Source organism: Ruegeria sp. CDSA246 (assembly GCF_059611225.1).
Window position 1 is genome coordinate 23,384 of sequence record NZ_JBXWPD010000006.1, and the last position, 24,118, is coordinate 47,501.

Below are 24,118 nucleotides of genomic sequence, written 5' to 3' on the forward strand. Positions count from 1 at the left end.
ACGCTACAGGATTTCCTCAACCTCGAACTCGGTGCCGTTATGGGTGAACACATCACCCTCTTGCAGACCGGTCATGGTCAGGTAGATCGGGCTCTGGGTTGAAATACCCATATAGGTTTTGCCGTCCACCTCGAACCGTGTAGTCGAAACACAGACCACGAAACGGCGGTTGTTGAACTTGACAACAGCGCCTGGCTGAACCCGGTCCGTCAGGCTGAAATCCGTGTTCTCGATCACATCAATCTTGGCGTGGTGCGCATGAACGGGTGCATCGAACGCCGCCGCCAGATCCGCATTCTCGCGCGAGGCGGCAATGTCATCCTTGTCATGCCCTTCGCGGTCGTCCAGCTGCGAGTCTTTTAGAAATGCGTCGTAATGCGCCTGCGCAGTTGCCAGTTCCTGTTCTTCCAGCGACATCAGGCGGTCTATGATGGCCTTTTTGCGAGCGGCCGGGTCTGTATGGGCGGTCATGCAATACGGTCCTTCAAATTCAGTAACTGATATAGGTTGGGCCGCGAACTCTGGGATTGCAACTGATTTTCGCGCCTCAGATCAGAAGGCCCGCCGCTCGTTCATGACGCAGCAAGGCCACTTTGGTTTCGACACCACCATCGCCCGAGAACCCGCCCAGACCGTTGGCAGACAGCACCCGATGGCAAGGTATAATCACCGGTATGGGGTTCGCACCGCAGGCCTGCCCCACCGGTTGGGGTGGCTGCCCAAGCTCTTTCGCGATGTCCCCGTACGTTCGGGTCTCGCCCAGCGGAATGGCATACATCAGGTCGCAGACATTGCGCTGAAAGTCTGACCCGGCAACACGATACGGCAGATCGAACCGCTCGAGACGCCCCTCGTTATATGCGGTTAACTGTGCGGCGGCTTCCTGCAACAGGGGTGTGTCCGGCCCGTCGTCCTGCCCATCCCACACAAGGCGTGTGATGGCGCCATCTGTTTCTTCAATGCCAAGGCGGCCAAACTGCGTATCAACGGAAATCATCGGCATGGACACAGCGTTTCAGATCGCCGGGGCCAGCGCAAGCGGGGAAAGAAAAACCCCCGGCGGGTGACGCCGGGGGTTCGAATGTTTAGCCCAGCGCTTCGTCGCAGCGCCCACACACACCCGCGTGGGAATGCCGACCAACATCCGGCAGGATCTTCCAGCAACGCTGACATTTCTCGCCATCTGCTTTTTCGAACACGACGCCAACGCCTTCGATTTCCGGCACACGGAACGCCTCGGCAGGGGCCGGGTCGCCCGAAACGGTCAGGCCAGACGTGATGCACATGTCGTCCACGTCGAAAGTGGCCAGCAGATCGCGGGTGTCATTGTCTTCGACATGCACGATTGGTGCGGCCTCAAGGCTGGATCCGATGACCTTGTCCTGACGCTGGATTTCTAACGCTGCAGTCACCGCGCGGCGAACACGGCGAATCTTGACCATAGCAGCCTCAAGTTCTGAATTGCGCCAGTCGGCAGGGGTTTCGGGGAAATCCACCAGATGGACCGAGCTGTCATCGCCGGGGAACCGCTCCAACCAGACCTCTTCCATGGTGAAGACCAGAACCGGGGCCAGCCATGTGGTCAGTCGGTGGAACAGGATATCCAGCACGGTGCGCGCAGAACGGCGACGCAGGTTGTCGCCGTCGCAGTACAGCGCATCCTTGCGGACGTCGAAATAGAAGGAAGACAGATCGACCGTGGCAAAGGTGAACACGGCGCTGAACACGCCCTGGAAGTCGAAGGATGCATAACCTTTGCGCACCTGTTCATCCAGATCGGCCAGACGGCTGAGAACCCAGCGTTCCAGACGCGGCATATCCTCAGGCGCGACACGATCCGCTTCGGTGAAGTCCGCCAGCGAACCCAGCATGAACCGCATGGTATTACGCAGGCGACGATAGCTGTCGGCGGTACCTTTCAGAATCTCCGGCCCGATCCGCTGATCCGCGGTGTAGTCGGTCTGAGCCACCCAAAGGCGCAGGATATCGGCACCATATTGCTTGATAACCTCTTCCGGCACGATAGTGTTGCCCAGAGATTTGGACATCTTGTTGCCCTTGGCATCCAGCGTGAAGCCATGGGTTACCACGTTGCGATACGGCGCACGCCCCTTGGTGCCGCAAGCCTGCAGCATGGACGAATGGAACCATCCGCGGTGCTGGTCGGTGCCTTCCATGTAGACGTCCGCGATGCCGTCTTCAGTGCCATCCTCACGGTCGCGTAGTACGAAGGCATGGGTCGAACCAGAGTCGAACCACACGTCCAGAACGTCAAACACCTGATCGTAGTCATCCGGGTTGGCGATGCCGTCGAGGATCTGTTCTTTGAAGCCGTCAGTGTACCAGATATCCGCGCCGTCTTTCTCGAACGCCGCCTTGATGCGGGCGTTGAGTTCCTCGTTGCGCAGCAGGTAATCCGCGTCGGTGGGCAGAGCGCCCTTCTTGGTAAAGCATGTCAGCGGCACACCCCAGGCGCGTTGGCGGGACAAGACCCAGTCCGGGCGCGCTTCGATCATCGAGTACAGGCGGTTACGGCCTGTCTGCGGCGTCCATTTCACCAGCTCGTCGATAGACCGCAGCGCGCGTTCGCGGATGGTGTCACCCATCTCACCCATGCCGTCGTCCAGTTTGCGATCAACAGACGCAAACCACTGCGGCGTGTTACGGTAGATGATCGGAGCCTTCGAGCGCCACGAATGCGGATAGCTGTGCTTGATCTTGCCACGCGCCAGCAGCCCGCCAACCTCGACCAGCTTGTCGATGACGGCTTTGTTCGCATCACCCTCACCGCCCTTGCGGGACAGGATGAACTTACCGCCAAAGAACGGCAGGTCAGCGCGGAACGAGCCATCGTCCATCACGTTGTAGGTGATGACTTGCTCGAGCATGCCTAGATCACGGTACAGTTCGAATTCCTCCATACCATGCGACGGCGCACAGTGGACAAAACCGGTTCCTTCGGTGTCAGTTACAAACTCAGCGGCGCGGAAGTCGCGGATGTCGTCCCATTCGCCATTGCCACCTTCGGCCCCGGCCAGCGGGTGGGTCAACTGGACACCGGCCAATTCATCGGTGGTTACGTCACGCACGCGAGTCCACTGGTCGTCGTTCAGGCGTGCACGGCCCAGCACGTCGGCGGCCAGATTGTCGGCCAGCAGGAACTTGTCTCCGGCACTAGCCCAGCATTCTTCTGGTGCTCCGGTGACTTCGTAGAGGCCGTAAGAGATGTCCTTACCGTAGACGACAGCCTTGTTCGACGGCATCGTCCATGGCGTCGTTGTCCAGATTACAACAAACGCGTCATCCAGATCGCCAGCATTTACGACTTTGAATTTCACCCAGATAGTGAAGCTTTCCTTGTCATGATACTCGACCTCGGCTTCGGCCAGCGCGGTTTTCTCAATGGGCGACCACATCACGGGCTTCGAGCCCTGATAGAGCGTGCCGTTCATCAGGAACTTCATGAACTCGTCGGCGATCACAGCCTCGGCGTGATAGTCCATTGTGATGTAGGGATCGGGCCAGTTGCCGGTGATACCAAGGCGCTTGAATTCTTCGCGCTGGACGTCGATCCAGCCTTCGGCAAACTTGCGGCATTCCTGACGGAAGTCGACGATGTTCACCTCGTCCTTGTTCTTGCCCTTCTTGCGGTACTGTTCCTCGATCTTCCATTCGATTGGCAGGCCGTGACAGTCCCAGCCGGGCACATAGCGCGCATCATGACCCATCATCTGATGGGACCGCACGATCATGTCCTTGATGGTTTTGTTCAGCGCGTGGCCGATATGCAGGTGGCCGTTGGCGTACGGAGGGCCATCATGCAGGGTAAAGGCCGTGCGGTTCTCTTTTTCACGCAGGCGGTCATAGACACCGATTTTCCCCCACCGTTCCAACCACGCGGGCTCGCGCTTGGGCAGGCCAGCGCGCATGGGGAAGTCGGTTTTGGGCAGGTTCAGCGTGTCTTTGTAATCAGGTGTTTGGGTCGTGTCGGCGCACATTTGGGGCGTCCTCAGGATGATCTTGTCGTGTTTGGATCGAAGCGGTCAGTGCGAATTCTCAAGCACCTTTGCCCGGCGTCTCGCGAAATCAGAGCGCCGGGGATATAATTCGAATAATGATGGCCATCCGGTCATACATGCCGGGCTTATAGGACGCCCGCGCCTAATGGTCCAGAGGTTCCGCCCCATGCGGCGAATGGCGCAGCGTGGCCCACCGGTTCAACCACGCCAAACCGGCCAGCGCAAGGCCCAGCGCCAGCAGTGAGAACACCCGGATCAGCCCCCCCAAACCAGCGATATCGACCAGGAACACCTTGGCCACGGCAAGCCCAATGACGACCAACCCCGCCTTGCGCATCATGTCCGATCGACGGGCGAGTGACTGATAAAACAGCCCCGCACCGATCAGCAGTAGGGCCATGGTGTAGGTGTATAGCTCGGGCTGGGTGACACCGTTGCCTTCGTACATACCGCTGGCCCCCTGCCAAACATGGCGAATGGTCAGGCCCAGCCAGACGGCACCCAAGGCTGTTGCCAGACCGAAGCACCCTTGTTTCCATCGCGGGTGCAGTGCAGGCAGCCAAGCAGCCGACAGAGCCAAAACAATGGCGGGCAACAGGTAAGCCACGGCGAGGGTATTCAGTATTGGCACCCCAAGAACCGGATCAGCTTGCGCATTCAGCAATGGGTTCGCCTCGGTCAGCGCCTGCGCCAGGCGAACAACACCATGTGCCGCAAAGAACAACGCCAGCCCGTAGCGCGCATAATTCAGTTTTCCGCCCAGTTCGAACCGCCGCACCTGCGCGCAGGCCAGCAGCAGCCAGATCAAGGACAAAAGCCCCAGCCCCCAGTGGCTGTCATGGGCACCGCCGTTGCCAAACCCTTCGAGCCAGCGCAGCAACAGCAAGGACAGCAAGATGCCCGCCGTCGCCCAGGCGGCGCTTTCCAGAAGCAGCGCGATGACCGGACGGTTCAATGGGCGCAGGATGGCCCAGGCCGCCAGAAATCCAACAGCAGCTGTGGCATAGACAAGCGCCATTTCTGCGACCGGTGCCGAGTTTGCCCAATCCAGACCGGGATTCAGTACAAGCCGGAGCGTGACAGTGAAGACGCCAGCCCAGATGAACCAACCCATAGGTGGAAGATCAAAGCGCCGATCCAGCACCGCCGCGGCCACGATCACGGCCACAAAAGCAATTGTCAGGGCAGCCGAACTTAGGACAATCACGCAGGCAAAGGTCAGGCAAGACAAAGCCGACAAGGTCACCAAAGCCGCCCGCAGCCGGTTTTCGCCGTCGACGCGCGCGAAACGCCCGGCCAGAACAACCATCATCACCGCCAATGCAACCGCATGCAGCGCCCACGGATAGGCTCCGATAACTTCATCGGGATGCCATCCAAGCTCCAGCGCGATTGCCAACAACGGTGCAAATACTGCGGCACCGCCCGCCCATACAGCCCGGTACTCGGTTGCGCGAAACGATCGCCAAGCTGAAAGGCCTGAGATCAATGCACCCAGTGCCACCAACAGGGTAACCGCCCACGGGAAATCCGCCTCGGCGGTTTCGGCATAGGTTTCAGCGAAGCGGCGCGCGACAGAGCCGTTGTCCCACCCTTGGATCAGTACGAACCAAGTTAGACCAGCGGCTGGCAGTATGGTCAGGTCTTGCAGGGCCCGCGCCTGGCTTGCCCAGGTCAGCAAACCCAGCGTCAGGCCTGCCAACAGCATGATTCCCAGCCAAAATTCGGCCGCTGAGTCTGGCCAGTGTATCGCCAGGATTACTGCGCTGACGCTCACCGCGCCAAAGGCAAGGCGTGTCGGAAACTCTGGCCACTGGAGGCCCTTTTGGATCGTAACGATTTCGCTGATCATGCGCCCCTCGTGTTCCGGCCAGATCCGCCGCACGGGGATCGCGATCGCGATGATCGCCAATGCAGTTACGCCGACAAGATACCCCGACTCGGTCGCGGGTGCCGAAAGCACCAGCAGCAGGCACGCGGAATAAGCCCCGACTAGCGTCAGAACGGATATCCACGCCCAGCGCCGCACGGTGTCGATACCCAACCCAAGGACGGCGATCACAAAGAAATAGCCGTACAACCAGCCGGGATCGGTCGAGGTCCCGCCCACCACGAAGGGTGACGCAAACGCACCAATCAAACCGACGGCCGCCAGCAAGGGGCCGTGGAACCAGCCCAAAACAAGCCCCACAAGCGCAACAGCAATCATGGCAATCAAGGCCGCTTCGGGACCAAGCAGATCGTACAACTGCCTTGCAGCCAGCAAGCCACCGAACAGCGTCACCAGCCCGGCCCCAGAAAAGACCGATGGCAGGTAAGCTGTGGCTGAAGACTCGTCATCGCCATACTTCCGGCGGATCACCTCACCCGCGCCGATCAGCGTCGCGCCGAACATCAGGGCCGCAATGACGCGCATCGTTGGCGACAACAACCCGCTTTCGACCCCGTATTGGACCAGAAAAACGCCAGCCAGCGCCAAAGACAGGGCGGATACCGCATAGAACCAGTTCTCGCGCAGCCAAGCGCTCAGTGCGGCGATTCGATCGTCCTTCGCCGTTTCGGGGAGGGGTATCTTTTGTGGCTCAGGTGCTGAGGTGCCTTCTTTCGTTTCGACCTCGGGTGGTTCTGTTTAGATTGCCGGCCACGGAGAGCTCTTTTTATCCCTCGCTTGCGTCGATTCAGGTACTGTTTCTGGCGCTGGCAGGTCGCCACCAAGTGTGCGAATCTGCTGTTCAAGTTGCTCCACCCGGCGGCGCAGTCGAACCTGGGATACCAACAGAACAAGGATGGCCACCGGGACGGCCAGAACGATCAATCCAACGAGTACGAGCAGCGATTCCAACAGAGGCCTCCGGGCAAATGTGCCGTCAACCTAGCCGGGTGTCGATCTGCGCAACAGTCCGAAAAACCGTGTTTTTTGCGGGCTACGCAGTTCAGAACGCCTTATCCCCAGCCAAGGGACAGTCCGGCAACCATCAACCAGATGATGACCAACACAGCGGCAATCGAACCAGATGAGAAACAGGCGTCGACAAGTTTTACCGTCGCCGGATCAGATCAGGGTCCATCATCGACTTTGAAATATTGACAATCTACACCGCGTGCCCAGCGGTACTTCTTATAACTAGGGATGGAACAACGAGCCAACAAAATACGCCATCAGTGCGGCCGCGCCGCCGATCGCAAAAGTCTCTAGACCTGACCGCCACCATGGAGCCAGTGACCACCTGCTTTTCAGAGCTCCGATGATAAAGAAGACCGCCATGGTCATGGTAATCGAGAGCTGAAAAGCCCGATCGAACGACAGCAGAAACGGCAGCAGCGGGACCATGCCGGCCACAAGAAACGCCAAAAACGTTGCCATCGCGGCTTTGAACGGGTTCGGATCGACGCTGCCCAATCCGTATTCACCCTCGATCATCAGATTGATCCAATTGTCGCGGTTGGCTGTGATGGCGTCCGTGGCCTCATCCAGCACGCGCCCCGACAGGCCCTTTTGCGACAAGATCGCATGCACTTCATCCCGCTCGCCTTCCGGGTATAGTCTGATGTGACGTTCTTCGATGGACCGGATGCGGCGGATATTGTCCAGCTCGGCCTTGGTGCCCGAGTAATTACCCGCCGCCATGGAAAACCCGTCCGCCAATACATTGGCCAGTCCCAGCGCAACGATAATAAAGGGTGACAGGCCCGCCCCGGCTACACCCGCCACAATGGCAAAGGTGGTTACGGACCCATCGATCCCACCATAGACCACATCCCGCAAAACACCGCGCCCCGGTGGCGCGTTGATGCGTTCTGCAATCTCTTGCTGGCTGTGTCCGTGATCGGTCATGGCTGGCTCTGACACTGTTATGCACGACAGCCAACCACTGTACCTTGCGTCAGGTCAAGTTTTGGAAAACAAGCCAGCCAGAGCACGTTTGATGATGCCGCGGGTCGATGGCTTGTGCCGATCCGAGAAGGGCAGCGGACGGCAGACCTCCATCGCGGCGACCCCGACTCGCGCACTCAACGCGCCGTTGACCAGCCCCTCGCCGAACCGGCGCGACAGTTTGCTAAGGATTGATCCCCCAAGCACAGGTTCCAGCAGGTCGTCTCCCACGGCCACCGCCCCGGTGGCCACAAGGTGCACGAACACGGCCCGCGTCAGTCGCCAACTGCCCAAAAACCCTGCGCGCCCGCCATAGATTTCCGCGATACGCCGGATCATCCGCAAAGAAGCGGCCAGCGCGGTCGCAACATCCGCAAGCGCCAAAGGCACCAACGCCGTCACCGTTGCAACCTGACGCGCGGCAGCCTCGACTTCGCGACTGGCAGCGACATCCAGCGGGGCCAGCAGCTCGTCCTCGGCCAGGGTCAGCAGACCAGACGCGTCAAATTGTTCGTCGATCCGTTCGGACAGCCGATCGCGCCCCCAACGGGTTTCGTCTCGGCCTTTGTAAAACGAGATCAATCGGTTCGTGACTGCGCGCGCCTGCGCAAGATCATCCTCAGCCAACGCAGTATCGGCCGCGTGACGCATCCCGTCCACGCGGGACAACCGTCCGATTGCGGCCAGCTCGCGCACAGCGATGATCAATGCGACCAACACCAGCGCTGCAAACAAACCCGTAATCACCCATCCTATGATCGGCGCGCGGAGAATCAGGGAATTCACAAAGTCCCAAGCCGCCACTGAAACAACAGCCCCAAGCGCGGCAAGCGCCAAACCCCAGAACCACCGCGACAGGGTCGAAGGTTTGTGCGCCGCCAAACGCGCCGCACCTTGCATCGCCTGACCCTGAGGTTGTGCGATATCCGGGACCGGAGGTGCTTGCGACACATCAGCCGCGGGTTCATCACCCTCCAGATCAATCAGAACCGGCCCCTTAGCCATTGGATGCTCCTTCACTGTTCCAGACATACTTTATGTCCGGAAGGTTCTCGTCATTGTCAGCGCCGCTGCTGCGTGCAACCTCGGTAAAGCCGTTGCGCTCATAGAACTGGCGCGCTGGATGGTTGGCCTGAAACGCAAACAATGACAATTCGGACCGGCACGATTTGGCATGTTCAAGCAATTGCTGACCGATCCCCTGCCTCCGCACCCCAGGTGCCAGGTACAGTGAGTGGATTTCGGCACCGTTGAGCGCCAAAAACCCGATCACACCGTCACCGGTTTCGGCCACGGTCACCCAATCCAATTCAATCATACGGCCACAAAACGCGATGGTTTCCGCCTGCGAGTGCAGTTCCGGCATCCAATCGTTTTCACGGGCGAAGCCATGCAAAATCTCTCCGGCGGCACCGGCATCCGTGCTGCGGGCGGGGCGAAGAATGAAATTCACAGCCGGTCTCCGATCAGGAACTGGGCTGCGCGGTCCAGCCGTATGTGTGGCGGGCCATCCCCGGGCCGCAGTGTCAGGTGTGCCGGCGCGAATGCCATGAACTCATAATCCTCGCCCAGCCAGCCTTCTGACCCGTTGCGCGCCGGGCCAAGCAAATGCGTCGGGTCTTCCGGCAGATCACCGGGATAGAAAGCGGCCTGCTTGCCGCTGCCCAGCAAGGTTCCACGCACGCAGGGCAGCTCGGCTCCGTTATGGGTGCGGATTTCCTCGGTCGTTGCCCTTAACGAGGCCAGCGACAGCGCCGCCGTCTCGGCCCCGGCGAAGCTCGCGCGATCGCGCGCCTCGCGGGTCAGGGCCTCCATGATATTGGTCAGGCGGTGGTGTTGAAGATGGTGCAAATGGTCCGCCTTGGTGGCCGCAAACAGGATACGCTCGACCCGTTTGCCGAGCAACAACTGGCTAAGCCACGCATTTCGTCCGGGCCGAAACGCCGACAGGATATCGGCCATCGCGCGACGCATATCCTCGACTGCCTGTGGCCCGTTATGGATCGCGCCCAGCGCGTCCACCAAAACCACCTGACGGTCGATCCGGGAAAAATGATCGCGGAAAAACGGTTTCACGACCTGAGATTTATAGGCCTCGTATCGCCGGGCCATCTCGCGGTGCAGACTGCGTCGCGGGCCGTGACCCTCGACCGGCAAGGGTGCAAATGTCAGCACCGGCGAGCCTGCCAGATCGCCCGGCAGCAAGAACCGCCCCGGCGTACAGTCGTAGAACCCGGCATCGCGGGCTGCGTTCAGATAAGAGGCGAATTCTTTGGCCAGTGATTGGGCCTTTGGTTCGTCGTGGCTGACAGAAGGGTCAACCGCCTTTGCCTGCGCCAGAAAGGTCGTCGCCTCATTGCGATTGGCGATGCGCTCCAGTGTTTCCTGCGACCAGACCTCATAGGTTTTGTCCAGCAACGCAAGATCCAGCAGCCATTCGCCGGGGTAATCCACGATATCCAGATGGATAGTGCGTGGTCCCTGCAACCCTGACAAAAGCCCGGCGGGACGGGCTTTGAACGATAAACGCAGTTCTGACACTGCGCGCGTACTTTCGGGCCAGTGCGGCTGAGGCCCGGTCAGCGCCGCCAGGTGATTTTCGTAGTCGAACCGGGGCACGGTGTCGTCTGGTTGCGGCTGCAGGTAAGCCGCGTTGATCCGCCCTTCTTGCTGCGCCACGAGGCCCGGCATCCGCCCCCGGTCCAGCAAGTTCGCGACCAGAGACGTGATGAATACTGTCTTTCCTGAACGCGCCAGCCCGGTGACACCCAGTCGGATCACCGGCTCAAACAATGCCTCAGACACGCGGTCACCCACGGATTCGACGCCGCGCGTCAGACTGTCTGCCAGAGATGAGATGACCAAACCGTCGCCCCGCTTTTTTCGTTTTTCCCAAGATAGGTAGCGGCTGTCGGACATACCAGCGCTTTCCCACTCTTGCCCGTAGCGGCACGGCGCGTTACCAGCAGGCCATGCCTAGATACGCGCTGAAAGTCGAATACCAGGGGGAGCCGTTTGCCGGATGGCAGCGGCAAAAGGAATTGCCGTCTGTTCAAGGGGCAATCGAACAGGCCTTGTCATGTATTCAACCCGGCGATCACACAATTGCCGCGGCCGGGCGTACAGACGCGGGTGTGCACGCACTGGGACAGGTTGCGCATAGTGATCTGATCAAGGACTGGGATCCGTTCCGCCTGTCTGAGGCGCTGAACTATCACCTTAAACCGCAGCCTGTTGCCATCGTTAAAGCAGCACGGGTAGACGATGACTGGCATGCGCGGTTTTCAGCGCTCGAACGGCAATACCTGTTCCGCATCCTGATGCGCCGCGCACCTGCTACGCATGACGCTGGGCAGGTCTGGCGGATCAACCATCAACTGGACGTAGACGCGATGCAGGCGGGCGCGGACATGCTGATCGGGCGGCATGATTTTACCACGTTCCGGTCTTCGATTTGTCAGGCTGCAAGCCCGGTCAAAACCTTGGATGAGCTGCGGGTCGAACAGGTTGAAGGCTTTTCCGGACCAGAGGTTCATTTTCACGTTCGCGCCCGGTCTTTCCTGCACAATCAAGTGCGCAGCTTTGTTGGAACGCTTGAACGTGTTGGTGCCGGAACATGGTCGCCCGAAGATGTACGGGATGCGTTGGAGGCCACCGACCGCGCCGCTTGCGGGCCGGTATGTCCGCCGCAAGGGCTGTATCTGGCGCGGGTCAGGTACCCGGAGTCCGTGTTCGGTTAAATCGCGCGCAACAGCAGACCGCTTGCAATCACGGCGATCAGCAGCCCTGCCACCAGTTCAATCGTCGGAGCCAGAACCGAGGCAAATCGCGTCGCCGAAGCCGAGGCCAGAAGCCCTCCGCGCAGTCCGAACGACGTCCAACCGACCAGAGTTGTGACGGTCGCCGTGCCCAGCGCCATTGCGAAAGCGCCAGCAATGCCGACCATCGCGATACCCATCTGCCACGTCAGGATTAGAACAAAGAGAGCTCCGGTACAGGGGCGCGCGGCAATTCCTGCGATCAACACCACCGCTTCGCGCAGGCTACCGACTTGGGCCACTTCGTCGGCAGTAGGACCATGGCGATGCCCACAATCAGAACAGACACCATGGTCATGGTCGTGATGTTCGTGACCATCCTCGTGCGAGTGGTCGTGGCCATGATGATGCACGTTTTGGCTGCGATGGCGTCGCGCAAAACTGCGAATGGACCGAAAAATCAACCACAAACCGATCGCTGCAATGGCACCATAGCTGATCGGGGCCATAACCTTTTCAGTCGTGTCGACAAGGCTTGCCCGAGACATCTGGAACACCAGTACCCCGGCATAGACCAGAACCACTGCCGTCACCGCCTGCCCCAAGCTGGACAACAAGCTGATCGCGGACAGGCGCAGAAAGGCCACGTTGCGACCCAACCCATAACCGCCGATCAGTACTTTGCCGTGGCCAGGACCGACGGCGTGAAAAAAGCCGTAAGCAAAACAGACTGTCAGCAGTGTTGCCACGGCCTCGGGTTGTTCCGCACGCGCGGCGCGCAAAGCGCGGGCGATCTGGTTCTGAAACTCCCGCTGCTCACCAGCGGCCCAAGCGGCCAAATGGTCAAAACCACCGCTGCCCCAAAACCACAGCAACAGACCAACGGCGATGGCTACAGGAACAATCAGGTACTTGGACATGAAAGACGGACCTCGGTCGCAAAGCTTTCCCCAACCAGGGGGATATCGTTTTCTTCAAGGTCATAGTCGGCGTCCAAGGTCTGTAGGAACGCCTGCATCTGCGCCAGTTGCCCGTCAATATCCGCGTCAATCCGGCTGATCTGACAAGAGGTGGGTCCAGATACCTTCACTGGGCGGGTCACTTCATAAGCCGTGTAATAGGATTCATCATATGCTTTGGCGACGACTGCGGTTGCGGGTACTCCGCCGCCTTCCACTGCGCGCAGGTGCGATGTCACGATACGACCATCCTCGGTGGTGGCTTTAGCCTCCATCGGTCCCGACAAGGTGACCGGCGCGCCATCAGCGAACACCACGAGATCGCCGTTATATCCTTCGACCCATTGGGCATCAAAGCCCGACAGAAACTGTTCTTCACTTTCGGTCAAAACGCCATCGGAATCCTGATCCAGCTTCATGTCTTCCAACTGAAACAAAGAGAAAAGCTCATCATACGCCCAAGTTACCCTGACATGGGTCAACTGGCCGCTATCATCCACAATAAATTCCAGCCCGGTGTCGATAAAGACATGCGGGTGGGCCAATGCCGGAACCGGCAGGCAACAGGAGACAAGGGTTATGAGCCATCGCATAGGCGAAAGATAGGGGCTTGGCCCGTGCCCGGCAACGTGTTTCGGCGGGCCTATGCAGGAAGTGGCCAAACCAATCACTTCGGCGGGAACAAAACCAGTGTCTGCAACGCTGTTCCAACCGGGCCTTCGGTGTCGAACAGAACCGATTGCGACATCCCTATTCCTGACGATTGCCAATGAGATACGGACTGCGAGGCCAACCAGTCCGATTTGGGTTCACGATGAATCTGCACCGTCAGGTCGGTGTTCATGAACCCCATCTCAGACGTCGGTGCATTCCACGAGATCCCGTTGCCACAATCCGCCAGCGGGCATAGCGCCTGAATCGGCGATTGCGCCTCGCCCTCCAACAGCTTCGGGGTGCGCATCCAGATTGTCTTTGGACCGGCTTTCTGGTTGCCACCCTTGGGGTAGAGAATGTCCGAATGGTTTGCGAACCCCGGCAAGTCGTGACGCGTTTCGCCAATCGGAAACGGGCCCGTCACCGCGTCCTCAAAGCCGGGTGTCGCAAGCGAGACGTTGGGAACCGCCCCCAAATCGCGACGCACCATATGCATCGTGGTGGCCGTAGCGCATAGTGTATCGTCCAGATCGTGCACAGTGACGCGGGTTGTGGCCAGCGTCTTGGTGTGTCGCGTCGTCTCCGCAGCCACCCGCAGACCTGTCAGCGGCAGAGGGCGCAGCAAGTCCACGGTCAGCCGTGTCAGCATCTTTTCCGGCCCAACCTCTGTTTCAGCTGACCGAACGATCAGCCCCGCGACCGGGCCCGCATGGCAATGATCCGCAGACCACGGCCCGCGCGCGGGATCATTGCCGACAAAAGCGCCATCAGCCCGAACGTGGAAATAGACTTGTTCCTTCAGATCCGGTTTCAACACCACCTAAAACCTCAGACTTTTTCCTGCGTGTGCTTTTTCAACTCGGCCCGCGCCACCTGACGGCGGTGTACCGCATCCGGCCCATCGGCCAGCCGCAAAGTACGCACATGGGTCCAGGCCGTCGCCAGCGGCGTGTCCTGACTGACCCCCTGCCCGCCGAACATCTGAACGGCCTCATCGATGACTTTGAGTGCGACACGCGGGGCGACGACCTTGATCTGGCTGATCCAGGGAGCCGCCGCACGGGCATCGCCCTGATCCATGTACCAGGCAGCCTTCAGGCACAGCAAGCGCGCCATTTCAATCTCCATCCGGCATTCGGCGATGATATCGAAATTCGCCCCCAGCTGCGCCAGTTTCTTGCCGAAGGCTTCGCGCTGCAGCGACCGTTTGCACATCTGCTCCAGCGCCGTTTCAGCCTGACCAATTGCGCGCATGCAGTGGTGGATACGGCCGGGCCCAAGGCGGCCTTGCGCGATCTCGAACCCGCGGCCTTCGCCCAACAGAATGCTCTCTGCTGGCACCCGGACGTTGGTAAAGCGAATATGCATGTGGCCGTGCGGGGCATCATCGTGGCCGTAAACCTGCATTGGGCGCAGAACCTCGATCCCTGGCGCATCGGCAGGCACAACAATCATCGACTGCCGCTTGTGTTTGGGTTGCTCGTCACCTGCCGTCTTGACCATGACGATATAGACCATGCACCGTGGATCACCCGCCCCCGATGACCACCATTTTTCTCCGTTCAGAACAAAATCATCCCCATCCCGCACACAGGACATCGACACGTTCGTGGCATCCGACGACGCCACATCCGGCTCTGTCATCAAATATGCGGACCGGATATCGCCGTTCAGCAGGGGTTTCAGCCACTGCTCCTTCATCTGGTCCGTGCCGTAGCGCTCGAACACTTCCATATTACCGGTATCGGGGGCCGAACAGTTGAACACCTCGGCCCCAAGGGGCGTTTTGCCCATCTCTTCGGCGAAATAAGCATACTCGACCGTCGTCAGGCCAAAGCCCTTGTCGCTGTCGGTCAGCCAGAAGTTCCAAAGTCCGGCAGCCTTGGCCTTGGCTTTCAGCCCTTCCAGGATTTCCGCCTGACGTTCGGTGTATTGCCAGCGGTCGCCCTTATCGATTTCGGCCTGGTATTCTTCTTCCAGCGGCATGATCTCATCCCGGATCATATCTGCCACACGTTGTAGCAGTGCGCGATTTTCTTCGCGCAGACCGAATGACATGTTCATGAGCTTTCCTCCTCAGGCCCAAAGAGCGGGCTTTACCTTTGAACAGAGAATGACTTAGCTGCCGATAGAATGTCTAGCTGTGTGACGGAACGTCAACTCAATCAAAATGAAATTGCGAGGGTGATTCATGGCGCTACTGATCGAAACCGGTCTGACCGACTGGATAAGCGATGATGACATCGCCAAAACGATCCGAAACATAAACCCCGGCGCGGATGTGCGAACCCGGGAAACGATTGGAGATGCAAGCGAAATCACCATGGTCGCTGTTGTCGGCCTGAACAACGACCACCCCAAACGGCTGCCGAACCTGCAACTGGTCCAGAAACTGGGCGCGGGCGTAGAAACGATTGTTGGCAACCCGAGCTTGCCCGATCACGTCCGTATCGCACGGCTCAAGCCCGATGCGCCCGCGCAAGGTATTGCCGAGTGGTTCGTCGCTTATGTCCTTCACCATCAACGGAACATGGCATTTCACGAAGCTGCCCAGCGCAAGGCAGAATGGGTGCCCAAAGCCCCGATATTCACGCCGGACACCGTAGTGGGCGTTCTGGGCCTGGGCCATATCGGCACCCGCAGCGCCAGGATGCTGCGCGCCATCGGATTTCAGGTCATGGGATGGAGCCGATCCCCGAAAGAAATCGAAGGCGTGACCTGCCTGCATGGCGAGGATGCGCTGCCGACGTTGCTTGGCCAATGCGACCACGTTTGCGCCATTCTGCCGTCCACGCCGCAAACTGTCGGCTTGTTCGATGCGCAGATGTTGGCCGCCATGAAGCCCGGCAGTCAGCTGTTGAATGCAGGGCGTGGTGATCTGATTGACGAAATTGCGCTGATCGAAGCCTTGGACCGTGGAACGCCCGGCCACGCCGTTCTGGACGTAACCAGTACAGAACCCTTGCCCTCAGACAGTCCGCTCTGGGCACACCTTGGCGTCACAATCACTCCGCATGTTTCTGGCTGGCACTTAGGCGAAGCATTGGCGGACGTTGCAGAGAATTTCCAACGGTTGTCCGCAGGGAAGCCCTTACTGCACGAAGTCGACCGCACACGCGGCTACTGAGTCGAAATCAGGGCGTCAGAACCCAGTTTCCGCCGGCGTCCCGGCAGTTGCGGGTTCTGACTTCGCGTGATTGTTCGGCCCCGGCAGGCACAATGAAATGCTGAAGATGCACGCAATTGTCCCGAACCTCGCGCACCCGGACAGTACCTTTTGATCCGGTGTCGTCGTTCGACCAGTTACGTTCGGTTCCGACCTGAGGCGTTCCATCTGCCAACATCGCATTGGTCGTGGCGTTGACGACACTGTAGTCTTCGGGGCTCAACCCCATTTCAGCGATGATTCTCGAAAGTGGCTTGGCCTGTGCCAGTGAAACCGCGCCGATCACAACGGCTGCTGCAAAAAAGTGTGAAATCCAGGCTTTCATGATCTTCTCGCCTTGCTAAAATAAGTTTGGTCACAAGACTATACCGCCGAGGAACGGGGGCCAAGCCCCGCTGGCCGACCTTCAAATAATACCGAACAAACCTATCGCGACTCGGGTGCTAGGACCGCCGCGCCAATCGCCTCATAGTGCCTCAAACACGAACCAGAGGCATGAAATGGCACAGCCCACCTATTACGCGCCCACAGGCGGACACCCCGGACAAGACCAGCTGTTGACCGACCGCGCCATGTTTACCGACGCTTATGCGGTTATCCCCAAAGGCACCATGCGCGACATCGTCACCAGCAATCTACCGTTCTGGGAAGGCACCCGGCTTTGGGTTCTGTCCCGCCCCCTCAGCGGATTTGCCGAGACGTTTTCGCAATACATCATGGAAGTTCAGCCCGGCGGCGGCAGCGACCACCCTGAAACTGACCCTCAGGCGCAGGGCGTTCTCTTTGTTGTCGAAGGTGAGGTGACCCTGACATTAGGAGGTGCTGTCCATGTCCTCGAAACCGGCGGATACGCCTATATCCCGCCCGGATCGGATTGGACGCTGCAAAACGGCGCCGAAAAAACCGCCCGATTCCACTGGGTTCGCAAAGCCTATGAAGCCGTTCCCGGCCTGCCTGCGCCAGATCCGATCATCACCAATGAACGTGATGTATCGCCCGTCGAAATGCCCGGAACTGAGGGGCGCTGGTCCACGACCCGCTTCACCGATCCGCAGGATCTGCGTCATGACATGCACGTCAACATCGTCAATTTCGAACCCGGCGGCGTGATTCCCTTTGCCGAAACCCATGTCATGGAACACGGGTTGTACGTGCTGGAAGGCAAGGCGGTCTATCGGCTGAACCAGGATTGGGTCGAGGTAGAGGCCGGCGATTACATGTGGTTGCGCGCCTTTTGCCCGCAGGCCTGCTATGCAGGCGGACCTGGGCGCTTTCGCTATCTGCTTTACAAGGATGTGAACCGGCACATGCCGCTGATGTTGTCCAAACGCTAGGCTTTTAAACGCTTTTTTCGGTCAGGGGTTCACAGAAGCGCGTGAATCTGGTGAAATGATAGCGGATTTTAGCACTGGAGATTGTTCAATGGTACTGCGTGTAACGATGCTGGCACTGGCTGTTGCGATTGGTTTGACGGCATTTGATGCAACGCCTGTCGCCGCAAAGGAAGAAACCAAGCAGGTTTTTGTCATGAGCCGCACCTGGGCGGTGACACAGGTCTCGGACGCTCCGGTCGTGTACCGCGCGACGCGCGACAACAACAACCTGAACCCCTTTGGCCCACCGCCGCGCCTGCGCACCATTCAGGCCATAGCCGCCTTTCAGCAAGCGACCGGGTGCAGACCGATCGTGGCCAGCATGTACCAGAACATCTCGGGCCAGTTCTTTTCGCAGGTTAGTTGCAACTGACCATAGGTCACAACGGGCATTGAGCTATTGGCAGCGCGCTGCCATAGCTTGCGCATGAAACTTGCAATCAACGGATTCGGCCGTATTGGCCGCACAATCCTGCGGCAGCTGCTGGCTTTGCCGCAGGACACGGATATTGAGCTGGTTCTGATCAACGACATCGCCCCGCTTGAGACTTGCGCATACCTGTTCAAATATGACAGCACCTTTGGCCCCTACCCCGGCACAGTAGAACAGGGCGACGCGGCGATCGTCGTCGATGGGCGCACAATCCCCATGACGCACAGCCCCAATCTGGCACATGTCGATCTGGCCGGTGTCGACGTTCTGATGGATTGCACCGGCGTTGCCCGCACCTCGGATGTGGCCAGTCAGGGCCTGACCGCCGGGGCTCGCAAGGTGCTGATCTCTGGCCCCTCGCCCGCGACCGAAATCACTATTGTTCTGGGCGCCAACGAAGATCAGTTGGGCAATGCTCGCATCGTGTCCAACGCGTCTTGCACAACCAACGGGCTTGCGCCCTTGGTCAAAGTGCTGGACCAGATTGGCGGGATTGCGTCAGCCCATATGACAACAATTCACTGTTATACGAACAGCCAGCCTATGGTGGACGCGCCACGCGGCGATTTGGCCCGTTCGCGCGCGGGCGCGCTGTCTATGGTGCCGACCACGTCAAGCGCCACTCATCTGATAGACGAAGTCATGCCGCATTTGGCCGGCCGCATCTCGGGCGCTGCTGTTCGGGTCCCGACGGCCAGTGTATCCGCCATTGATCTGGTGGTGACGCTGGATCGCGGAATGTCGCCTGGGTTGTTCGAAGCCGAACTGCGCGCGGCCGTCCAGACATCGCCTGTGCTGGGCTGGACCGATTCCCCTCTGGTCTCGTCAGACCTGCGTACACGCCCAGAGTCGCTGGTTATAGCGGGACCCGAAACACGCATGGTCGGCGAACATCAGGTCCGTGTTTTCGGCTGGTATGACAATGAATGGGGATTTTCGGCACGCATGTTGGATGTTGCCCGCCTTATGACAGATGGCTGAATTTGCGCGGGCGCAGCGGGCGGGCTTGCCCGCGCGCTGCTTGGCCAAACGGGTCACAAGCATCTTTGATGCGCATTGACCGGGCGGGAGAAACCTATCCGCCTATGATCTCAAACGAGGTGTCAAACCAAAACTCCTCCAGATTAGCCCCCCCACCAATCCGATCGATCACAGCGAATAAGCCGGGCCCGTGCAATGGGGTCAGCACCCCATGCCATGTGCCGCGAAAATAGTTCACACCCTGTCCGGGCTTGGTCACAAATGCCTGCGGATGTCCGGGCCGCCCGCCCTCATCCGGGGCCACGACAACCAGAAAAGGCTGATGTGTCATTGGGATGAACGCCTGACTGCCCTCGGGGTGACGCTCAACCATATCCAGTTGATAGGGCAAGGATCGCGGATTGGCGTTGAACAGGCTGATACCGGCGCGCCCGTCTGTGAAATCCAGTCGCGCCAGATCATGGTAGCGACCACATTGCCCCTGATTGATGATCTTGTCCGGATCACCGGTCACTTCGATGACATCACCGAATGGGGCAAATGCCTTGGCCGTCAAAGGCGAAGTCCCGACTTGCGCGCTCATGAGGGTAAAATGTCCCGCAACCGGAATTCGGCGATCCGCTCGACCTGACGGCAAGCCTCTGCGAATTCGGTGTCCTTATCCTGATCAATCCGCCGTTGAAACGCCTGAAGGATAGACGCTTTGTCGTGATCACGCACGGCGATGATAAACGGAAAACCGAATTTCTCGGTGTATTTCTGGTTCAAGCCCGTGAACATCGCACGCTCATCATCTGTCAGAGCATCCAACCCGGCCGAAGCCTGCTCTGACGTGCTTTCCTGCGTCAGCCGCTTTGCCTGCGCCAGCTTTCCGGCCAGATCCGGGTGCGCGGTCAGGACACCCATCCTTTCGTCCGCAGAGGCGGATCGGAACATGCGGGTCAATGCACTGTGCAGCCCTCCGGCTGTGTCATGCGCCGGTCCCAATTCCAGCTCATACGCCCGTTCAGCGATCCAGGCGGAATGCTCGAAGATGCCGCCATATGTGGCGACAAACGCGTCCCGATCCATCTGAGCAGGTTTCGGATTCGGCACCGCCGGATGGTGTTCCACCCAGTGTTCGGCGATCTGCAACCGTGTTGCAAACCAGACATCGGAAAAGCCGCGCGCGTATTCCAGAAACCGTTTCAAAGCCATCACCCGGCCAGGTCGTCCGATCAGGCGGCAGTGCAAGCCAATCGACAGCATCTTGGGCGCTCCGGCCTCGCCCTCGGCGTAAAGCGCATCAAAGCTGTCTTTGAGGTAGGAATAGAACTGGTCACCCGCGTTGAAGCCTTGCGGCGTGGCAAAGCGCATGTCGTTGCAGTCCAGCGTATAGGGCACGATCAACTGATCCCGCCCACCGGTCTGCATCCAGTACGGCAAGTCGTCCGCATATGTGTCGGCCACATAGGCAAAGCCACCCTCTTCTGCCACCAGACGAGCGGTGTTATCCGAACAGCGCCCCGTGTACCAACCGCGCGGACGTTCGCCGACGACTTCGGTATGTAGGCGGATCGCCTCGGCGATCTGTGCGCGCTCTTCATCTTCAGGCATGTCTTTGTGTTCGACCCATTTCAGGCCATGGCTGGCAATCTCCCAGCCCGCAGCCTTCATAGCGGCCACCTGATCGGGCGAGCGGGCCAGAGCAGTCGCAACACCGTAGACCGTGATCGGCAGATCCTGCATCAAGCGGTGCAACCTCCAGAACCCGGCGCGCGAGCCGTATTCATAGATCGATTCCATGTTCCAATGGCGCTGGCCAGGCCATTGCGCGGCCCCCACGATTTCGGACAGAAACGCCTCGGACGCTGCATCGCCGTGCAGAACACAGTTCTCCCCGCCTTCTTCGTAGTTCAGCACGATCTGAACGGCCAGCTTTGCACCGCCTGGCCATTGGGCGTCTGGCGGGTTGGCACCGTAGCCAATCATGTCACGAGGATAGCGAGGGGGCTGCATGGCATCTTCCATTCTTGAACTTTTGAATAGCCTTACCTCAGAAACACGCCGATGATTATCAAATCAATCCGAACGCTGTTTCCGGTTCTTTCGGCATTTCCACTGTTTCGAACTTTGCGCCACACTGTGACAAAGCAAAAGACAAATCAAAGGAGAGACCTGTGGCTGGCTATCTGACGACCCATGTTCTGGACACTGCACGCGGCTGCCCGGCTGAAGGGTTGAAAATCGCACTCTATCGGGTGTCAGGGAACTCCCATCGCAAAATCGCCGAGATGGAGACCAATTCGGATGGGCGCACAGACAGCCCGATCTTGCCACAAGGCTCGTTCAAAACTGGCACTTACGAGCTGATTTTTTTCGCAGGAGACTATCTGCGCGCCTCAGGTCAAGCTGACGATGACCCACTGTTTCTGGATCAGGTGCCGATCCGGTTTGGCATGTCTGATGCCGACGCACATTATCACGTGCCTCTGCTGCTTTCCCCTTACGGCTATTCGACCTACCGGGGCAGTTGAACCGCGGGACAGGGCTGCCGCTAAGCGGCAGCTTTAGGCGTCAGCAGTTTCCGACCCACGCACGACCTTGCCGATCCGCGCAATCATGAAATCCATGAACAAACGCGCCTTGGGGTCCTGATGGCGGCGATGTGTGTACAGGCAGGCCATTTGAACAGATACCGGCGGCGTTTCGACCGCTACGGGGACCAGACGCCCCGAACTGAGGTGTTCGGCCACTTCAAAAACCGGTTTCATCGCGATCCCCTGCCCCGACAGCGCCCAGTCAGTCAGCACGTCACCGTCGTCACATTCGAACCGGCCAGAGACTGCGAACCGCTGGGGACCGTCAGGCGTTTCCAATTGCCACTGAAACTCGGTCGCGCCGGGAAACCTCAGGTTCAGGCATTCATGGCGCTGCGACACCAGGTCCGCGCCCGTTGCTGGCATGCCCCTGCGTTCAACATAGGCCGGAGCGGCACAAAGCACGCGCTGGCAGTCAGCGATCTTTCGAATACGCAGGGTACTGTCTTCAGGTTGGCCGATGAAAAAGGCTAGATCCAAACCTTCGGTCGTCAGATCAACGGATCTGTCGGTCAACCGCAGGCGCACGTCGATCTCGGGATATTCCGCAAGAAAATCGGGCACATGCGGTGCCAAAACCCTGCGCCCCACCCCTAGTGGAGCAGCCACAAACAACGATCCCCGCGGGGCCTCGGTCAGATGGACGACCTGCGCTTCGGCATCGTCCACCGCATCCAGAACGGCCACAGCACCGGGATAGAATGCCCGCCCCTGCTCTGTCGGGCTGAGGTTGCGCGTCGTTCTTTGAAACAGGCGCACGCCCAGATGATCTTCAAGCTGAGATATCCGCGCCGACGTCACCGCAGGCGAGATTCGCAGGTCTCGCCCAGCAGCGGACATGCTGCCAAGGTCATAAACCCTGACAAAGGTACGGATGTTGTCTAGATAGGACATCTTTTCGTTTTTTTTGATACAGTTTGACAATATCAGGGAATACCGAAGAAAGTGCCCTTTGCCTAGTGTGACGGCAACCAATCGGAGAGCTTTCTCATGTACGACTTCGCCGTGTTCTGGGACTGGATGGCTTTTGCCGTGCGCTGGCTGCACGTTATTACCGCCATTGCCTGGATCGGATCCTCATTTTATTTCATCGCACTGGACCTTGGTCTGAACCGCGACATCCCCGGCCCGGCGGATGGCGAGGAATGGCAAGTACATGGCGGCGGCTTTTACCACATTCAGAAATACCTAGTTGCGCCCGAACGGATGCCGGAACACCTGGTTTGGTTCAAATGGGAAAGCTACGCGACCTGGCTCAGCGGGGCCGGGTTGCTGATGATCGTGTACTGGGTGGGCGGAGAGCTTTATCTGATCGACGCACAAAAAGCCGATCTGGCGCTGTGGCAAGGCATTCTGATTTCGGCCGCCTCGCTGACTGTCGGTTGGCTGATCTATGATTTCCTATGCAAATCGGGTTTGGGTGAACGTCCTACCCTGCTGATGGTGCTGTTGTTTGTGCTGCTGGTTGTTATGGGATGGGGCTATAATCAGGTATTTACCGGTCGTGCGATGATGCTGCATCTGGGGGCATTCACGGCCACGATCATGACAGCCAACGTGTTTTTCATCATCATGCCGAACCAACGCATCGTGGTAGACGATCTGAAGAACGGCCGTACACCTGACCCAAAGTACGGCAAAATCGCCAAGCTGCGCTCGACGCATAACAACTACCTGACATTGCCGGTGGTGTTCCTTATGTTGTCGAACCACTACCCGCTGGCCTTTGCGACAGAATACAACTGGATCATCGCGGCTCTGGTCTTCCTGATGGGCGTGACCATCCGACACTACTTCAACACGCGCCACGCACGGGCAGGCGATCCGACCTGGACGTGGTTGGTCACGGCACTGTTGTTCATCGCAATCATGTGGTTGTCTACTGCCCCTATGTACAAACCTCTGGAAGAGGCCGAAGCACAGCCACTGACACCGTTTGAACAGAAATATGCTGCCGCCGATGGCTTTGAAGAGGCCCATGACGTTGTTCTTGGACGCTGTTCGATGTGCCACGCGCGCGAACCGGTGTGGGAGGGCATTTTGTGGGCGCCAAAGGGCGTATTGCTGGAAACTGAAGGCGACATTGCCCGCAACGCCCAGCAAATCTATCTGCAGGCGGGGGTCAGCCACGCGATGCCCCCCGCAAACGTCACCTACATGGAGCCCGAGGACCGAGAGGCAATCATCCGCTGGTTTCGCAACGCAGGTTCCTGATCCCGAGACCGATCAATCACACAGGTCGCAAAATTCAGGCGACGCTGGATTTAGTCTTTTCCTGCAAGGACTCTGATGCTCTAACATGAATGTAATCAGCCGTTGCTT

The 24,118-nt window shown here is 59.0% G+C and carries 24 protein-coding genes; 7 read left to right on the forward strand and 17 right to left on the reverse strand.

The window, feature by feature from the left end; genetic code table 11:
- Window positions 1–3: 3 nt before the first annotated feature.
- The 9 genes from AC2FI9_RS08805 to AC2FI9_RS08845 form a co-directional block, all read right to left on the reverse strand.
- Window positions 4–471: a hypothetical protein gene (locus AC2FI9_RS08805; RefSeq protein WP_058273207.1), complete on the reverse strand. Its 468-nt coding sequence runs from the start codon at window positions 469–471 to the stop codon at window positions 4–6.
- A 76-nt stretch (window positions 472–547) separates the two neighbouring features.
- On the reverse strand, window positions 548–1,003 hold the full coding sequence (locus AC2FI9_RS08810) for a methylated-DNA--[protein]-cysteine S-methyltransferase (RefSeq protein ID WP_282120675.1): 456 nt from the start codon (window positions 1,001–1,003) through the stop codon (window positions 548–550).
- Window positions 1,004–1,085: 82 nt separating this feature from the next.
- Complete coding sequence (ileS, locus tag AC2FI9_RS08815; protein WP_496767068.1) at window positions 1,086–3,998, reverse strand: isoleucine--tRNA ligase; 2,913 nt, start codon at window positions 3,996–3,998, stop codon at window positions 1,086–1,088.
- 163 nt (window positions 3,999–4,161) lie between these two features.
- Entirely contained in the window at window positions 4,162–6,591 is a 2,430-nt protein-coding gene (locus AC2FI9_RS08820) for a DUF2339 domain-containing protein (protein ID WP_496767304.1), read from the reverse strand.
- 57 nt (window positions 6,592–6,648) lie between these two features.
- Window positions 6,649–6,861, reverse strand: coding sequence for a hypothetical protein (locus tag AC2FI9_RS08825; RefSeq protein WP_496767069.1), 213 nt, complete (start codon window positions 6,859–6,861; stop codon window positions 6,649–6,651).
- A 282-nt stretch (window positions 6,862–7,143) separates the two neighbouring features.
- Complete coding sequence (locus tag AC2FI9_RS08830; RefSeq protein WP_496767070.1) at window positions 7,144–7,854, reverse strand: VIT1/CCC1 transporter family protein; 711 nt, start codon at window positions 7,852–7,854, stop codon at window positions 7,144–7,146.
- A 54-nt stretch (window positions 7,855–7,908) separates the two neighbouring features.
- Window positions 7,909–8,898, reverse strand: coding sequence for a YcjF family protein (locus tag AC2FI9_RS08835; RefSeq protein WP_496726854.1), 990 nt, complete (start codon window positions 8,896–8,898; stop codon window positions 7,909–7,911).
- Complete coding sequence (locus AC2FI9_RS08840; protein WP_496767071.1) at window positions 8,891–9,346, reverse strand: GNAT family N-acetyltransferase; 456 nt, start codon at window positions 9,344–9,346, stop codon at window positions 8,891–8,893. Before AC2FI9_RS08840 ends, AC2FI9_RS08835 begins: the two co-directional genes overlap by 8 nt.
- A complete protein-coding gene (locus tag AC2FI9_RS08845; protein WP_496767306.1) occupies window positions 9,343–10,758 on the reverse strand; it encodes a YcjX family GTP-binding protein in 1,416 nt (471 codons plus the stop codon). Before AC2FI9_RS08845 ends, AC2FI9_RS08840 begins: the two co-directional genes overlap by 4 nt.
- A 107-nt stretch (window positions 10,759–10,865) precedes the next feature.
- On the opposite strand from AC2FI9_RS08845, the gene truA reads away from it, so the two are divergent.
- A complete protein-coding gene (gene truA / locus AC2FI9_RS08850; RefSeq protein ID WP_496767072.1) occupies window positions 10,866–11,633 on the forward strand; it encodes a tRNA pseudouridine(38-40) synthase TruA in 768 nt (255 codons plus the stop codon).
- Here the strand turns inward: truA and AC2FI9_RS08855 are convergent.
- From AC2FI9_RS08855 to AC2FI9_RS08870, 4 genes are all read right to left on the reverse strand, one after another.
- Window positions 11,630–12,571: a nickel/cobalt transporter gene (locus AC2FI9_RS08855; protein ID WP_496767073.1), complete on the reverse strand. Its 942-nt coding sequence runs from the start codon at window positions 12,569–12,571 to the stop codon at window positions 11,630–11,632. The two genes, truA and AC2FI9_RS08855, sit on opposite strands and share 4 nt — an antisense overlap.
- Window positions 12,556–13,203 (reverse strand): DUF1007 family protein, encoded by a 648-nt coding sequence (locus AC2FI9_RS08860; RefSeq protein WP_496767074.1) that lies wholly within the window; start codon window positions 13,201–13,203, stop codon window positions 12,556–12,558. Before AC2FI9_RS08860 ends, AC2FI9_RS08855 begins: the two co-directional genes overlap by 16 nt.
- 74 nt (window positions 13,204–13,277) lie before the next feature.
- Window positions 13,278–14,078, reverse strand: coding sequence for a thioesterase family protein (locus tag AC2FI9_RS08865; protein WP_496767075.1), 801 nt, complete (start codon window positions 14,076–14,078; stop codon window positions 13,278–13,280).
- Window positions 14,079–14,092: 14 nt separating this feature from the next.
- Window positions 14,093–15,328: an acyl-CoA dehydrogenase family protein gene (locus AC2FI9_RS08870; protein WP_496767076.1), complete on the reverse strand. Its 1,236-nt coding sequence runs from the start codon at window positions 15,326–15,328 to the stop codon at window positions 14,093–14,095.
- A gap of 127 nt (window positions 15,329–15,455) precedes the next feature.
- Between AC2FI9_RS08870 and AC2FI9_RS08875 the strand changes: the two genes are divergently transcribed.
- A complete protein-coding gene (locus AC2FI9_RS08875) occupies window positions 15,456–16,391 on the forward strand; it encodes a 2-hydroxyacid dehydrogenase (protein WP_496767077.1) in 936 nt (311 codons plus the stop codon).
- A 7-nt stretch (window positions 16,392–16,398) separates the two neighbouring features.
- Here AC2FI9_RS08875 and AC2FI9_RS08880 read toward each other — a convergent pair whose 3' ends face one another.
- Window positions 16,399–16,755 (reverse strand): hypothetical protein, encoded by a 357-nt coding sequence (locus AC2FI9_RS08880; RefSeq protein ID WP_496767078.1) that lies wholly within the window; start codon window positions 16,753–16,755, stop codon window positions 16,399–16,401.
- 175 nt (window positions 16,756–16,930) lie between these two features.
- Between AC2FI9_RS08880 and AC2FI9_RS08885 the strand changes: the two genes are divergently transcribed.
- From AC2FI9_RS08885 to AC2FI9_RS08895, 3 genes are all read left to right on the forward strand, one after another.
- Complete coding sequence (locus AC2FI9_RS08885) at window positions 16,931–17,764, forward strand: bifunctional allantoicase/(S)-ureidoglycine aminohydrolase (RefSeq protein ID WP_496767079.1); 834 nt, start codon at window positions 16,931–16,933, stop codon at window positions 17,762–17,764.
- Window positions 17,765–17,852: 88 nt separating this feature from the next.
- Window positions 17,853–18,176 (forward strand): hypothetical protein, encoded by a 324-nt coding sequence (locus tag AC2FI9_RS08890; RefSeq protein ID WP_496767080.1) that lies wholly within the window; start codon window positions 17,853–17,855, stop codon window positions 18,174–18,176.
- A gap of 54 nt (window positions 18,177–18,230) precedes the next feature.
- On the forward strand, window positions 18,231–19,217 hold the full coding sequence (locus AC2FI9_RS08895) for a type I glyceraldehyde-3-phosphate dehydrogenase (RefSeq protein WP_496767081.1): 987 nt from the start codon (window positions 18,231–18,233) through the stop codon (window positions 19,215–19,217).
- Window positions 19,218–19,311: 94 nt separating this feature from the next.
- Here AC2FI9_RS08895 and AC2FI9_RS08900 read toward each other — a convergent pair whose 3' ends face one another.
- Together AC2FI9_RS08900 and puuE are read right to left on the reverse strand one after the other, a co-directional pair.
- Entirely contained in the window at window positions 19,312–19,800 is a 489-nt protein-coding gene (locus tag AC2FI9_RS08900) for an ureidoglycolate lyase (RefSeq protein WP_496767082.1), read from the reverse strand.
- Complete coding sequence (gene puuE / locus AC2FI9_RS08905; RefSeq protein WP_496767083.1) at window positions 19,797–21,215, reverse strand: allantoinase PuuE; 1,419 nt, start codon at window positions 21,213–21,215, stop codon at window positions 19,797–19,799. The genes AC2FI9_RS08900 and puuE overlap by 4 nt, the downstream gene beginning before the upstream one ends.
- Before the next feature lie 161 nt (window positions 21,216–21,376).
- Here puuE and uraH point away from each other — a divergent pair, with 161 nt between their 5' ends.
- Window positions 21,377–21,733: a hydroxyisourate hydrolase gene (gene uraH / locus AC2FI9_RS08910; protein WP_496767084.1), complete on the forward strand. Its 357-nt coding sequence runs from the start codon at window positions 21,377–21,379 to the stop codon at window positions 21,731–21,733.
- Between the two features lie 33 nt (window positions 21,734–21,766).
- Here the strand turns inward: uraH and AC2FI9_RS08915 are convergent, their stop codons facing one another.
- A complete protein-coding gene (locus tag AC2FI9_RS08915) occupies window positions 21,767–22,690 on the reverse strand; it encodes a LysR family transcriptional regulator (RefSeq protein WP_496767085.1) in 924 nt (307 codons plus the stop codon).
- 96 nt (window positions 22,691–22,786) lie between these two features.
- Here AC2FI9_RS08915 and AC2FI9_RS08920 point away from each other — a divergent pair, with 96 nt between their 5' ends.
- On the forward strand, window positions 22,787–24,010 hold the full coding sequence (locus tag AC2FI9_RS08920; protein WP_113791601.1) for a urate hydroxylase PuuD: 1,224 nt from the start codon (window positions 22,787–22,789) through the stop codon (window positions 24,008–24,010).
- Window positions 24,011–24,118: the final 108 nt, after the last annotated feature.